General features: G+C 68.8%; 13 protein-coding genes. 4 read left to right on the top strand and 9 right to left on the bottom strand.

Annotated elements, in window-relative coordinates; translation table 11 throughout:
- The first annotated feature begins 39 nt into the window (after positions 1 to 39).
- Complete coding sequence (locus E3O19_RS01115) at positions 40 to 1,620, top strand: APC family permease (protein ID WP_134564790.1); 1,581 nt, start codon at positions 40 to 42, stop codon at positions 1,618 to 1,620.
- Here E3O19_RS01115 and mgrA read toward each other — a convergent pair.
- Positions 1,617 to 2,642, bottom strand: a complete 1,026-nt coding sequence (gene mgrA, locus E3O19_RS01110; RefSeq protein ID WP_134564789.1) for an L-glyceraldehyde 3-phosphate reductase — start codon at positions 2,640 to 2,642, stop codon at positions 1,617 to 1,619. The genes E3O19_RS01115 and mgrA overlap by 4 nt on opposite strands.
- A gap of 145 nt (positions 2,643 to 2,787) precedes the next feature.
- Between mgrA and purL the strand changes: the two genes are divergently transcribed.
- The 3 genes from purL (at position 2,788) to E3O19_RS01095 (ending at position 6,187) form a co-directional block, all read left to right on the top strand.
- A complete protein-coding gene (purL, locus tag E3O19_RS01105) occupies positions 2,788 to 5,097 on the top strand; it encodes a phosphoribosylformylglycinamidine synthase subunit PurL (RefSeq protein ID WP_134564788.1) in 2,310 nt (769 codons plus the stop codon).
- A gap of 241 nt (positions 5,098 to 5,338) precedes the next feature.
- Positions 5,339 to 5,863 carry a hypothetical protein gene (locus E3O19_RS01100; protein WP_134564787.1) on the top strand — a complete coding sequence of 175 codons (525 nt, stop codon included), beginning with the start codon at positions 5,339 to 5,341 and terminating at the stop codon, positions 5,861 to 5,863.
- Between the two features lie 30 nt (positions 5,864 to 5,893).
- Positions 5,894 to 6,187: a DUF559 domain-containing protein gene (locus E3O19_RS01095; protein ID WP_134564786.1), complete on the top strand. Its 294-nt coding sequence runs from the start codon at positions 5,894 to 5,896 to the stop codon at positions 6,185 to 6,187.
- Between the two features lie 77 nt (positions 6,188 to 6,264).
- On the opposite strand, the gene E3O19_RS01090 is transcribed toward E3O19_RS01095, so the two are convergent.
- The 8 genes from E3O19_RS01090 to E3O19_RS01055 form a co-directional block, all read right to left on the bottom strand.
- Positions 6,265 to 7,233, bottom strand: coding sequence for an SDR family NAD(P)-dependent oxidoreductase (locus E3O19_RS01090; protein WP_134564785.1), 969 nt, complete (start codon positions 7,231 to 7,233; stop codon positions 6,265 to 6,267).
- Positions 7,230 to 7,613, bottom strand: coding sequence for a chorismate mutase (locus E3O19_RS01085; protein ID WP_134564784.1), 384 nt, complete (start codon positions 7,611 to 7,613; stop codon positions 7,230 to 7,232). The genes E3O19_RS01090 and E3O19_RS01085 overlap by 4 nt, the downstream gene beginning before the upstream one ends.
- Before the next feature lie 73 nt (positions 7,614 to 7,686).
- Positions 7,687 to 8,709, bottom strand: coding sequence for a DMT family transporter (locus E3O19_RS01080; RefSeq protein WP_134564895.1), 1,023 nt, complete (start codon positions 8,707 to 8,709; stop codon positions 7,687 to 7,689).
- Positions 8,710 to 8,876: 167 nt separating this feature from the next.
- Positions 8,877 to 9,521, bottom strand: a complete 645-nt coding sequence (locus E3O19_RS01075) for a GNAT family N-acetyltransferase (RefSeq protein ID WP_134564783.1) — start codon at positions 9,519 to 9,521, stop codon at positions 8,877 to 8,879.
- 80 nt (positions 9,522 to 9,601) lie between these two features.
- Positions 9,602 to 10,888, bottom strand: a complete 1,287-nt coding sequence (locus tag E3O19_RS01070; protein ID WP_134564782.1) for an adenylosuccinate synthase — start codon at positions 10,886 to 10,888, stop codon at positions 9,602 to 9,604.
- A 1-nt stretch (position 10,889) separates the two neighbouring features.
- Positions 10,890 to 11,384, bottom strand: a complete 495-nt coding sequence (locus E3O19_RS01065) for a DUF3151 domain-containing protein (protein ID WP_134564781.1) — start codon at positions 11,382 to 11,384, stop codon at positions 10,890 to 10,892.
- A gap of 133 nt (positions 11,385 to 11,517) precedes the next feature.
- Positions 11,518 to 12,093, bottom strand: coding sequence for a TetR/AcrR family transcriptional regulator (locus E3O19_RS01060; protein WP_134564780.1), 576 nt, complete (start codon positions 12,091 to 12,093; stop codon positions 11,518 to 11,520).
- Positions 12,094 to 12,103: 10 nt separating this feature from the next.
- Positions 12,104 to 13,036: YhgE/Pip family protein (locus E3O19_RS01055; protein ID WP_166804409.1), on the bottom strand; the 933-nt coding region annotated here is incomplete at its 5' end.

Genomic DNA, 13,036 nt, shown 5'->3' with positions numbered 1-13,036 from the left:
ACAGTCACTAGCCAACTCGCCCACCGTTGGGAGCTCCCGATGACCTACACCGTTCCCCCTCGCCCTGACCAGGTCGGCAGCAAGGGGCTGAAGGGCGGTGCCCTCGGCCTGGTGTCGAGCATCGTCGTCGGGATGGCATCCACCGCGCCGGCCTACAGCCTCGCCGCGAGCCTGGGCTTCATCGTGGCCAGCGGCGGCGCGCTCCTGGCCGGAGTCAAGGCGCCGGGCATCGTGCTGCTGGCCTTCATCCCGATCTATCTGATCGCGGTGGCCTACCAGGAGCTGAACAAGGCCGAACCGGACTGCGGCACGACCTTCACCTGGGCGAGCCGGGCCTTCGGCCCGATCACCGGCTGGCTCGGCGGCTGGGGCATCATCGCCGCGGACGTGATCGTCATGGCCAACCTGGCCCAGGTGGCCGGCTCCTATTCATTCGTCTTCCTGGGCGACCTCGGCCTGACCGGGGTGGCGGACCTGGCCAACGACCAGTTCTGGTCCACCGTCGCCGGGGTGATCTGGATCGCCGTGATGACCTACATCTGCTACCGCGGCATCGAACTCTCCGCGCGGATCCAGTACTGGCTGCTCGCCATCGAGGTGATCGTGCTGGTCATGTTCGCCGTGTACGCCCTCGTGCGCGTCTACACAGGGAGCGCCGAAACCTACTCCATCACGCCCAGCCTGGACTGGTTCAACCCGTTCACCCTCGACTTCGGAACCGTGATCGCCCCGGCTGTGCTAACCGCGGTCTTCATCTACTGGGGCTGGGACACGGCCGTCTCCGTGAACGAGGAGACCCAGGATCCCGGCACCACTCCCGGCCGAGCCGCCGTGATCAGCACATTCCTGCTGCTCGTCACCTACGCCCTCGTCACCGTCGCCGCGATCGCGTTCGCCGGGGTCGGCACCGACGGCATCGGGCTCGGCAACGACGCCAACTCGGCGGATGTCTTCACCGCCATCGGACCGGCGCTCTTCGGCAACAGTGCACTGGGCAACATCGCGATGTTGCTGCTGGCCGCATCGATCCTCACCTCGGCATCCGCGTCGACCCAGACGACGATCCTGCCGACCGCGCGCACCGCGCTGTCGATGGCCGTCTACCGAGCCCTGCCGGAGAGGTTCGCCCGGATCCACCCGCGGTTTCTCACCCCCACCTGGTCGACCGTGGCGATGGGAGCCGTCTCGACCGGGTTCTACGTGCTGTTCACGCTGATCAGCCCCCGGCTGCTGGGCGCGCTGATCGGCTCGGTCGGCCTGATGATCGCGTTCTACTACGGGCTCACCGGCTACGCCTGCGTCTGGTTCTACCGCAAGACCCTGTGGTCGTCGTTCCGGAATGTGATCATGCGCGGAGTCTTCCCGTTGCTCGGCGGCCTGATGCTCACAGCCGCATTCGGCTACGGGTTGCAGCAGTACGCCCTGCCCGACTGGCTGCAGGACGACAACGGCAACAACGTCACGATCTTCGGCATCGGCGCCGTCGCCGTCGTGGGGATCGGCGCGATGCTGCTCGGGGCCGTGCTGATGCTGGTCTGGTGGATGGTGCATCCGTCGTTCTTCCGCGGCACGACCCTGCCACGTCGAACGGACGGGGTCGTGCCGAAGCAGACCGCCTAGACCGCGGCCGATTGCGCCCAGAGGTTGATGCCGAGGTCGACCGCATGCAGGTCGATGCGGTCGAGTTCCTCGGCGTCGAAGGCCAGGTTGTCCAGGGCTGCCAGGTTCGTCTCCAGCTGGGCGACGGATGACGCCCCAATCAGGGCGGACGTGACCTCGCTGCGCCGCAGCACCCAGGCCAACGCGAGCTGCGCGAGCGACTGACTGCGCTCGGCCGCGATCGCCGTGAGCGCCCGGATGTGCCCGAGCGTCTCGTCGTTGATCATCTCCGTGCTCATCGAACCGGCGCGGGCGGCCCGCGAATCCTCCGGCACCCCGTGCAGGTAACGGTCGGTGAGCAGGCCCTGGGCCAGCGGCGAGAACGCGATACAGCCGACGCCGAGCTCGTCGAGGGTGCCGAGAAGCTCGGTCTCGACCCAGCGATTGGCCATCGAATAGGACGGCTGGTGGATCAGCAACGGCGTACCCAGTCCGGCGAGGATCTCGGCGGACTGCCGGGTGCGCTCGGGGGAATAGGAGGACACCCCGGCGTAGCGGGCCTTCCCGCTGGTGACCGCGGTGTGCAGGGCCCCCATGGTCTCCTCGAGCGGCGTGTCGGGGTCGGCCCGGTGCGAGTAGAACACGTCGACGTAGTCGACCCCCATCCGGTCGAGCGACTGGTCCAGGCTGGCGAGCACCGACTTGCGGGATCCCCACTCGCCGTACGGCCCCGGCCACATGTCATAGCCGGCCTTGGTCGAGATGACCAGCTCGTCCCGGTGCGCGAAGAAATCCTGCCGCAGGTGCGCGCCGAAGTTCGTTTCGGCGCTTCCGTAGGGCGGGCCGTAATTGTTGGCGAGGTCGAAGTGCGTCACCCCGAGGTCGAACGCGCGGCGCAGAATGTCCCGCTGCGTCTCCCGCACGGTGGTGTCGCCGAAGTTCTGCCACAACCCCAGGGAGATCGCCGGGAGTTTGAGGCCGCTCCGCCCGGTGCGACGGTAGGGCATGGACTCGTATCTGGATTCAGCCGGTAGGTAGGTCACCCATTCATGCTGGCACACTCCGGCGCGTCCCCAGGCAGTGGTCGCCCCGGTGATCGAGCCAGTGATCGAGCCGACTGGGGAGGGGAACAGCCCGCGACGGTAGACTTGCCGGGCTAAGCATCCGCTATCCCTGGGAGAACGCCTCGTGACCGCTGTTTCCACTTCATCCTCCCGCGGCGTCGCCGACACCGTGACCAACGCGATCGCCACCCCCGAGAAAGAGCAGCCGTTCGACGCGCTCGGCCTGACTCCGGGCGAGTACGCGGAGATCCGCACGATTCTCGGCCGCCGCCCCACGAGCGGTGAGCTCGCGATGTACTCCGTGATGTGGAGCGAACACTGCTCCTACAAGAGCTCAAAGAAGTACCTGCGCCAGTTCGGCGACAAGGTCTCCCCCGCCATGAAGAAGAACCTCATGGTCGGCATGGGCGAGAACGCCGGTGTGCTCGACGTCGGCGAGGGCTGGGCGGTCACATTCAAGATCGAATCACACAACCACCCCTCCTACATCGAGCCGTTCCAGGGCGCTGCGACCGGCGTCGGCGGCATCGTGCGCGACATCATCTCGATGGGCGCCCGCCCGGTCGCCGTGATGGACGCCCTCCGCTTCGGCGACATCGACGACCCGGACACCGCCCGCGTCGTGCACGGCGTCGTGTCCGGAATCTCGTTCTACGGCAACTGCCTCGGCCTGCCGAACATCGGCGGTGAGACCTGGTTTGACAGGGTCTACCAGGGCAACCCGCTCGTCAACGCCCTTTCGGTGGGCGTGCTGCGGCACGAGGACCTGCACCTGGCCAACGCCACCGGCGCGGGCAACAAGGTCGTACTCTTCGGGGCTCGCACGGGCGGAGACGGCATCGGCGGGGCATCCATTCTCGCCTCTGACACGTTCAGCGAGGGCGGCCCGACCAAGCGCCCGGCCGTGCAGGTCGGCGACCCGTTCGCCGAGAAGGTGCTGATCGAATGCTGCCTGGAGCTGTACCGCGACAAGCTCGTCGAGGGCATCCAGGACCTCGGTGCGGCCGGCATCTCCTGCGCCACCAGCGAGCTCGCCTCAAACGGCGACGGCGGCATGTTCATCGAACTCGACAGGGTGCTGCTGCGGGACCCTTCCCTCACGGCCGAGGAGATCCTCATGTCGGAGAGCCAGGAACGGATGATGGCCGTCGTCACCCCGGAGAAGCTCGCCGGGTTCCTCGTCGTCACCGCGAAGTGGGACGTCGAGACCAGCGTGCTCGGCGAGGTCACCGACTCCGGCCGGCTGATCATCGACTGGCACGGCGAAGAGATCGTCAACGTTGACCCCCGCACCGTCGCGGTCGACGGCCCCGTCTACGACCGCCCCGTCGCCTACCCGGCCTGGCTCGACGCGCTGCAGGCGGACACGGCATCCGCCCTGCCCCGCCCGACTTCGCCCGAGGTGCTGCGCGAGCAATTCCTCGCCCTGCTCGGCTCGCCGAACCTGGCCGATCCGAGCTGGATCACCGACCAGTACGACCGGTACGTGATGGGCAATACCGCCCTGTCGTTCCCGGACGACGCGGGGATGATCCGGATCGACGAGGAATCGGGCCTCGGCTTCGTGATCGCCACCGACGCGAACGGGCGCTACTGCCAGCTCGACCCGTACCGCGGCGCGCAGCTCGCCCTCGCCGAGGCGTATCGCAACGTGGCAGCGACCGGCGCGGTGCCGGTGGGTATCAGCGACTGCCTCAACTTCGGCTCTCCGGAGAACCCCGAGGTGATGTGGCAGTTCTCCCAGGCCGTCACGGCGCTGGCCGACGGTTGCCTCGAGCTGGAGATCCCGGTCACCGGCGGAAACGTCTCGTTCTACAACCAGACCGGCGACCAGCCGATCCACCCCACCCCGGTCGTGGCCGTGCTCGGCGTGATCGACGACGTGGCCCGCCGCGTGCCCAGCGGCTGGCAGGACGACGGCCACAACATCTACCTGCTCGGCATCACCCGCGAGGAGCTCGACGGCTCCGCCTGGGCCGGCGTCATCCACGACCACCTCGGCGGCCTTCCGCCGGTGGTCGACCTGGCCGGGGAGGCCACCCTCGCCGGGCTGCTGCACGCGGCATCGGTGGAGGCGCTGATCGACAGTGCGCACGACCTCAGTACAGGCGGGCTGGCGCAGACGCTCGCCGAGGCGGTGCTCCGGTTCGGGGTCGGTGCCCGGGTATGGCTCGGCGACATCTGCGAGCGTGATGGGGTGGACGCATCCGTCGCCCTGTTCTCGGAGTCGGCCGGCCGCGTAGTCGTCTCGGTGCCGCGGGAGGACGACGTGAAGTTCCTCGGCCTGTGCGAGGGGCGCGGCTACCCGGTGCTGCGCATCGGCGTGACGGATGCCACGGCGCCGGTGCTCGAGATCCAGGACTACTTCACGGTGTCCCTGGCCGACCTGCAGGCCCGCCACCGCAGCACCCTGCCGTCCCGCTTCGGAGCGTAGCCAGCCCTCTTCCGCCCGGGCCTCCTCCTCCTCCTCCGGTTCCCATGGCCGCGAGAGTGCACTTTTCGCCCCCTCCGCTCGGCTGAGGGGGCGAAAAGTGCACTTTCGCGAGTGAGAGGCTGCCTGGGTGTGGATAGATTCGGCGGCGGATTTGCTGCTGGGGCATTATTCGGGGATGAAACGGGCCCAGAAGCTCCCGGTCGCGATCCGCGCACGTGCGTTCAGCACGCGGGAAGGTTCCATGGGGGGCCTCACGGCCAAGCGCATGCGCGGCGCTGACCTCGAGCAGCCGTTCGTGGGCATCCGCGTGCCGCGAGGCAGCGACTTGCCTGACCCGTGGGTTGTCGACGCCTACAGCCGGCGGATGTCTGCAGACGACTTCTTCAGCCACGCTTCAGCGGCGCAGCTGCACGACCTGCCGTTGCCAACCTGGCTTGCGCGCGCTCGAACCGTGCACGTCAGCACGGAGAGCCAGGAACACCGGGACCGGGTGCGCGGCGTGGTCGGTCATCACGTGCGCCTGGACAGCGTCCGCACCGTGGCTGTGCGGGGCCTCCGAGTCACGTCGCCGGTCGACACCTGGTGTCAGCTGGCGACCATGCTGACGGTCGACGACCTCATCACGATGGGGGACGCGCTCGTGCGGCGGAAGCGGCCTCTCGCGACGATGCTCGACCTGCGGGTGGGAGTGGCGCGCTACGCGGGACGGCGCGGTGCGCGCAAGCTGCGCGAGGCCCTCGACTTGGTGCGACCGGGTGTCGACTGACCGAGGGAGACCGCGCTGCGGCTTCTCCTGATGCGGGCCGGTCTGCCGGAGCCGGCGGTGAATGGGGAGATCATGGATCGTTTCGGTGTGAAGATCGCGTCAGGGGACCTCGTGTATCGGCAGTTTCGGGTGCTGGTCGAGTACGACGGAGAGCAGCATCGGTCCGACGAGAAGCAGTATCACTTGGATGTCGACCGGCTCGACGCCATCATGGAAGAGAACTGGCGCGTGGTTCGCATCAACAAGTCGCATCTCCGGTTCCGGCCCGCGACGGCCATCCGGAAGGTGGAGACGGCCCTGCGCGACCGTGGCTGGCGCCCCTGACCCCGCCGCATCCCGTCCTCCCGCCCGCCGTTGCCCGCCGCCGCGTCCCGGCACGCGAGAGTGCATTTTTGGCCGCTTCAGGACTGGCGAGGGGGCGAAAAGTGCACTTTCGCGGGGAGGAGGAAGGGGGTGTTTGTGAGGGATTCCGAGTGCGACCAGAGGCGGGCGGCCAGCGGCTGGTCGAGGGAGGTGCGGGTGGGGGCCTGGAGCACCGGGGCGCCGCGGGTGAGGAAGTGAGGACCGTAGTACTGGCCGCCGCGGGCATCCGCGTCGGTGGCGGCGCGCACGGTCGGCCAAGCGCCATGGTCCTTGCCCTGGGCCATCAGACCCTGCAGGTTATCGACGAAACGAGCGCCGCGGCCAGGCTCGCTGACCCCGCGGATGCCGGGCGTCAGCCCCGAGATGGAGTATCCCGGGTGCACGACCAGCGACTCCACCCCACCGGGGCCACCGGCATCAGCTGCGCGCAGCCTGCGGTCCAGCTCGAACCCGAACACCTGCATGGCGATCTTGGACTGGGCGTAGGCGGTCCAGTGCCTGTAGCCGGTCTCGAGCTGCAGGTCCTCGAGCGTGGAATCGATGATGCGGGAGATCATCGAGCCGAGGGAGACGACCCTGCTGCCCCGCGTGCGCCGCAGCGCCGGCAGCAGCAGGGCGGTCAGTGCGAAGTGGCCGAGGAAGTTGGTGGCGAGCACGAGTTCGTTACCGTCGACGCTGGCCTCCCGGGTTCGCGGCGGGTGCACGATCCCGGCGTTGAGGATCAGGCCGTGGATGGCCGGGAGTTCGAGCAGGGTCTCGGCGGCCCGGCGCACGGAGGCCAGGTCGGCCACGTCGAGCGGCACCGTCGACACGGATGCCCCGGGCACCCGCCCGCGAATCACGCCCGCGGCCGTCTCGGCCCTGACCGGGTTGCGGCAGGCGAGTACGACGTGGGCGCCGGCATCCGCCAACTGCTCGGCGGTGAAGTAACCGAGCCCCGCGTTGGCGCCCGTGATCACGAAGGTCTTGCCGGCCTGGCCGGGGAGGCGTCGCGGGTTCCAGGTCACGAGGCGGGGTTCGTCCCGGTCGTGGCGGATCCTGCGCCACGGCCTCCGCCGTTCACGTTCTCGGTGCCGGCGATCTTCTCGTGGTGGTGAATCACCTCGGCGATGATGAAGTTGAGGAACTTTTCGGCGAAGGCCGGGTCGAGTCGGGCCTCCTCGGCGAGGCCGCGCAGGCGCTGGATCTGCAGCAGTTCGCGGGCCGGGTCGGCCGGTGGCAGTCCGTGCGCGGCCTTGAGCCGGCCGACCTGCTGGGTGAACTTGAAGCGCTCGGCGAGCAGGTGGATCAACGCGGCATCGATGTTGTCGATGCTCTGCCGGATGCTACCCAGCTCGTCGATCGCTTCCTGGCCCGCGCCCGCGGGCAATTCTTCTGCGGCTCCCATGGTTCGACGATACCGTGCGGTCGAAATCACCGTCGACGTCGACCCTTCCGGTCGAAGGTGAGCGGTGTACGGGTCAAGCTCGACCGGAAAGGTCGATCTCGGGGCGGGCCGGACTCCTCCCCCGGTCTGCGGCGTGAGGAGGCGTGCCGCCGGGGGTCCCGGAGGAGAGCGCGGCACCGCGGGCATCGGCCCGGCCCGGAGCGCCCTCGCGGGCCGCACCCGAACGTCGCGGCGGCAGCCGGAGTCGTTTCTGGGCGAGCAGGATGCCGAAGAGTACCAGGGCCGCGCCGAGGGGTTCGTGCCAGGACAGGGTCTCGCCGAGGATGAGCACGCCCAGCAGCACGCCGACCACCGGGGTGACGTAGGTGACCGTGGACGCGTTCGTGGGACCCCAGGCGCGCAACACGGTGATGTTCCAGATGTACGCGACGCCGGTGCCCAGCGCCCCGAGCGCGACCAGGCTCAGCACGATCGGCACGGTGAGGACCACCGGATGCCACGCCAGCACTGGGGTGAGCAGCAGCATGATCGCCCCGCCGAGCCCGATGTTGAGGAAGGCGAAGGTCGCTCCGGCGATCGGCCGGCCGCTGAGGAACCGGCGGGTGTACCCGAAGGTGAAGCCGTAACAGACCGCGGCGCCGAGGCACGCGAGCTGGCCCCACAGGTCGCCGGTGAGTGCCGCGTACTGCCACGGCCCGATGATCACGACCACGCCGAAGATGCCCGCCAGTACCCCGACCACCTGGCCGCGGACGAGCCGCTCCACCCGGAAGGCGAGCGTGGCCATCAGCGCCGTCATGATCGGCGTGACGGCGTTGTAGATGCTCGCCAGGCTCGACGACACGTATTGCTCCGCCCACGCGAACAGGAGGTGCGGGATCACGCATCCGGTGATCGCGATCACGAGGAAGTGCAGCCAGACGATCCGCTCACGGGGGAGCACCGGGCCGTTGTGAACGCGGGGCCGGGTGACGAGCACGATCAGGCCCAGGGTGAGGCCGCCGAGCACGAGCCTGGACCAGGCCACCTGGCCGAAGCTGACCCCGGCCAGGGCGACCTTCATGAACAGGAAGCTGGAGCCCCAGACCACGCCCATGCCCAGGAATTGGAGGGTGACGATGGTCTTGCCTGCCGTTGGAGTGTCGATCACCTGCCGACCCTATCGCGGCCGGGCGCTACCGGGCGCTACCGGGCGCGACCGGGCGCCGGATCCCGCCTCGACGGCCGGAACCCGCCGCTCAGCTCAGCTCAGCTCAGCTCCGCTCAGCTCAGCTGTCCGATTCGGTAGTGCACCGCCTGGGTGCCATAGCCGTCGAGCCTCGCTCGGAGGCCCGCCTTCACCCGCGGCCACTCCTCGTCGAGCACCGAGTACACCACGGTGTCCCGCCAGCTTCCATCTGCGCGGCGTCGCTCCCGGCGGATGGTGCCCTCGTAGGTGGCCCCGATGCCGGCGATCGCCGCGCAGGAGCGCAGGTTCAGCGCGTCGGCCTGGATCTTCACCCGGCCGAACCCGTGCTCGAAGGCCAGCCCGAGCAGCAGGAACTTGGCCTCGGCGTTGACGGCGGTGCCCCAGACCCTCGGGTCGTAGGCGGTCCAGCCCAGGTGGGCGCTGCCGTTGGCGAGGTCGAGGTCGCCAAGGGTGGAGGTGCCGACCAGGTCACCGTCGTGGGGGCCACCGATCAGGCGCACTGCGTAGGGCAGCGCGGTCCACTGGTAGTAGCCGAGGGCCCAGTCGATGAATTCGCTGAGTCCGGTGCGCAGCCCGGCCGGGCCACCGCCGTAACCGCCGGCAAAGACGACCGGCTGGGCGATCGCCCGATGTAGCTCGGGCAGCAGCACGCGCGTCAGCGGCTCGAGCTGCAGGTACTGGCCCGCGATCGTCGCGAGCGCCGGGCGAAGGGCGGTCATCCGGATATGTTGTCAGGGGAACGTGACCGCGCGGTGAACGGATGCCGACGAATCAGTTCGCCGTCGGCATCCGTTCACCATCAGTCGACGAGGTCGTGCCGGGAGATGATCGCTTCACGGCCGGGGCCGACGCCGATCGCCGAGATGCGCGCGCCGCTCATCTTCTCGATGGCGAGCACGTAGTCCTGGGCCGCGCGGGGCAGGTCCTCGAAGGTGCGTGCACCGGTGATGTCCTCGGTCCAGCCGGGGAAGTCCTCGAAGATGGGCTTGGCGTGGTGGAAGTCGGACTGCGAGACCGGCACCTCGTCGAAGCGCACGCCGTCGACGCTGTAGGCGACGCAGACCGGGATGACGTCGAGGCCGGTGAGCACGTCGAGCTTGGTCAGCACGAAGTCGGTCACCCCGTTGATCCGGGCGGTGTAGCGGGCGACGGGGGCGTCGTACCAGCCGCAGCGGCGGGGACGACCGGTGGTCGTGCCGAATTCAAAGCCCTTCGCGCGCAAGAACTCGCCCGATTCGTCGAACAGCTCGGTCGGGAACGGGCCGGCGCCGACGCGGGTCGTGTACGCCTTGACGACGGCAATGATCCGATCGATCCGGTTCGGGCCGATGCCCGAGCCGGTCACGGCGCCGCCGGAGGTCGCGTTCGAGGAGGTGACGAATGGGTATGTGCCGTGGTCGACATCCAGCATGGTCGCCTGGCCGCCCTCGAACAGGACGGTCTTGCCGTCGGTGAGCGCCCGGTGCAGGAGCAGTGCGGTGTCGGCGACCATCGGGCGCAGGCGTTCGGCGTAGCTGAGCAGGTCCTCGACGATCTCGTCGACGGAGATCGCGCGGCGGTTGTAGACCTTGACCAGCAGGTGGTTCTTCTGGGCGAGGGCACCCTCGACTTTCTGGCGCAGGATGTTCTCGTCGAAGAGGTCCTGCACGCGGATGCCGACCCGGTTGATCTTGTCGGCGTAGGTCGGGCCGATGCCGCGCCCGGTGGTGCCGATCTGGCGCTTTCCGAGGAATCGCTCGGTGACCTTGTCGACCGTGCGGTGGTACTGGGTGATGATGTGCGCGTTGGCGCTCACCCGGAGCCTGGAGACGTCCACGCCGCGGGAAATGAGCGCGTCGAGCTCCTCGAACAGTACCTCGATGTCGACGACCACGCCGTTGGCGATGATCGGCGTGACCCCGGGGGTCAGGATGCCGGAGGGCAGCAGGTGCAGCGCGTACTTCTCGGTGCCGATGACGACCGTGTGGCCGGCGTTGTTGCCGCCGTTGAACTTGACGACATAGTCGACCCTGCTGCCGAGAAGGTCGGTCGCCTTGCCCTTGCCCTCGTCGCCCCACTGGGCTCCGACCAAAACAATCGCTGGCATATCAGTTCTCTCCTCGGATGAAGAACGCCTCGGTGGGCGGGGCCGGGTCGTTGGCCCGGTAGCCGTCCGGCGTAATGGTTTCCTGCTCGATGCGGCTGATCACGGTCTGGTCGGCGTCGTTCAGAAAAGTGGTGAGGCGATCGAACTCGTCGTTCTCGCCGATCTCCCGGGCTGACCGGCGCAGGCCATACAGCGCGCGGAGCACACCCCGGTTGGGTTCGTGGGTCCATCTCACGGGACCCTGGCCGCGCCAACCGGCCTTGCGGAGCGCGTCGAGGCCGCGGTGGTACCCGACCCGCGCGAAGGCGTAGGACTCGATCGTGCGGCCCTCCAGGTGGGCGGCATCGGCGAGCACGGCCCAGGCGAGGGACGAGGTCGGATGCGCCGCCACGACGGAGGCGAGATCGGTGCTTCCGGTTCGTCGGAGAGCCTCGATCACCTCCGGTTCCGCGGGAAGAAGGGTCTCGGGCTGCTCAATCAAATTGTCACCGGTCACACTCGATCTTATCGCGGACCGGATGCCGCCCCGTCGGAGCCCTGCCGATGGCCGGGCGGCGTGGATCTCGACAAGCTCGATCACCAGGGCGCGGGCTCGATCACCAGGGAGAGGGCTCGATCACCGGGCAGGGTCAGTCGCCGAGCAGACCGCCGGAGAACGAGTCCAGGATGGCGGCCGAGACCTCGTCGCGATGCCGCTCAGGGTCGAAGACGAGCCATTCCAGGCCAGACATCAGGACGGCCCCGAACACGCTCGACGCCATCAGGCCGCACGTTCCGTTGTCCCTGCTGCCCGGTCTGGCCTCGGCGATCGCCTCGGCGAAGACCGCGAGGGCTTCGTGCCGGAGCGCGAACAGCGTCCTCTGCCAGGTGCGGTCAGTGCGGAAGATCTCCGACGCCATCAGCTTGGCAAGGGCGGTGTTCGAGGCGATCCCGTCGAGTAGCGCGCCGATCAGCGCCTCGAGCGCTGCGCGCCCGTGCAGGCCGGCCCGAGCCTCCAGGAGGGTGTCGGCGAGCGCGCCGACACCCTCCTGGAGGAGCTCCTCGAACAGTCGGTCCTTCGAGGAGAAGTTGTAGTACAGGCTGCCCTTGGCCACCCCCGCCCGTTCCGCGACCTCATCCATCGTGGTGCCGGTGATGCCCTTGGTGGCCGCCAGTTCCAGCGTCGCGTCCAGGATGGCGCGTTTGGTGCCGGTATAGCGTGGCATGGCGTCCTTCCTAGATCGTCAGCTCGGGGTGCAGCCGGCCGACCGTCCACATCCGTTGCCGGGAGGCACTCCAGGCGCTGAGGGCGATCGATCCCACCAGCATGACCAGCAGAACCGCTACCGAGACCCACAGTCTAGAGTCGATGCCGCCCGTGATGAGCTGCCGTAGGCCGGTCACCACGTACGACGCCGGCATGAACGGATGCAGTGCCTGGAAAAACTCCGGCGTGGTCTCGACCGGGTAGGTTCCGCCCGACGAGCTCAGCTGGAGCATCAGTAACACCAGGCTGACCACCCGGCCGGCTGCGGTACCGAGCAGGATGATGAACATCTGCTGCAGGGCGAGGAAGGCGAGCGTGGTCAGGTAGATGAAGGCGCTCATCCCGAGCCAGTACCGAGGCTGAAGGCCGATCCCATAGACCAGCACGAGCACCATGATCACGACCTGGGCGAGCCCGACGGCCATCGCCGGCAGGAAACCGGTCATCGTGGCGCGGAGCCCGGAGGCCGCGCTGGCGAGCGCCCTGGTGGGCAGGGCCCGCAGGATGAGCCAGGTGATCAGCGCGCCGACGAAGGTGGCCAGGGCCAGGAAGAACGGGGCGAAGCCCTCGCCGAAGCTGCTCGAGGCGTTCTCCCACCGCTGGTCGAGCGTGACCGGGCTGGCGATCACCTCCGTCTTCTTGTCGATCTCGGCCTGGCTGAGATCCGGGGCGGCCTTGCCGCCCTCGGCGAGCTTGTCGGAGAGGGTGCGGGAACCGGAGGCGAGCTTCACCGTGCCGTCCTGCAGCGCCGCTCCGCCGCCGGCGAGTTTCGCCGAACCGTCCGCGAGGGAGTCGGCGCCGGCCCGCAGGGCACTCGAGCCGACGGCCAGGGTGTGCGACCCCGTAGCGGCCGTGGCGGCCCCCGCCGCCAGGGTGGCGGCGCCGGCGGACAGCTGCCCGGC

Source organism: Cryobacterium algoritolerans, assembly GCF_004402785.1.
GTDB classification, from domain to species: domain Bacteria; phylum Actinomycetota; class Actinomycetes; order Actinomycetales; family Microbacteriaceae; genus Cryobacterium; species Cryobacterium algoritolerans.
The sequence above is the reverse complement of the archived record's forward strand: the minus strand, read 5'-3'. Positions and strand labels throughout refer to the sequence as shown.

Coding starts and splice junctions, on each gene's coding strand:
- E3O19_RS01115 (WP_134564790.1), top strand. CDS start 40: ATGACCTACACCGTTCCCCCTCGCCCTGACCAGGTCGGCAGCAAGGGG.
- E3O19_RS01100 (WP_134564787.1), top strand. CDS start 5,339: ATGGGGGGCCTCACGGCCAAGCGCATGCGCGGCGCTGACCTCGAGCAG.
- E3O19_RS01095 (WP_134564786.1), top strand. CDS start 5,894: ATGCGGGCCGGTCTGCCGGAGCCGGCGGTGAATGGGGAGATCATGGAT.
- E3O19_RS01085 (WP_134564784.1), bottom strand. CDS start 7,613: ATGGGAGCCGCAGAAGAATTGCCCGCGGGCGCGGGCCAGGAAGCGATC.
- E3O19_RS01080 (WP_134564895.1), bottom strand. CDS start 8,709: ATGGGCGTGGTCTGGGGCTCCAGCTTCCTGTTCATGAAGGTCGCCCTG.
- E3O19_RS01075 (WP_134564783.1), bottom strand. CDS start 9,521: ATGACCGCCCTTCGCCCGGCGCTCGCGACGATCGCGGGCCAGTACCTG.
- E3O19_RS01070 (WP_134564782.1), bottom strand. CDS start 10,888: ATGCCAGCGATTGTTTTGGTCGGAGCCCAGTGGGGCGACGAGGGCAAG.
- E3O19_RS01060 (WP_134564780.1), bottom strand. CDS start 12,093: ATGCCACGCTATACCGGCACCAAACGCGCCATCCTGGACGCGACGCTG.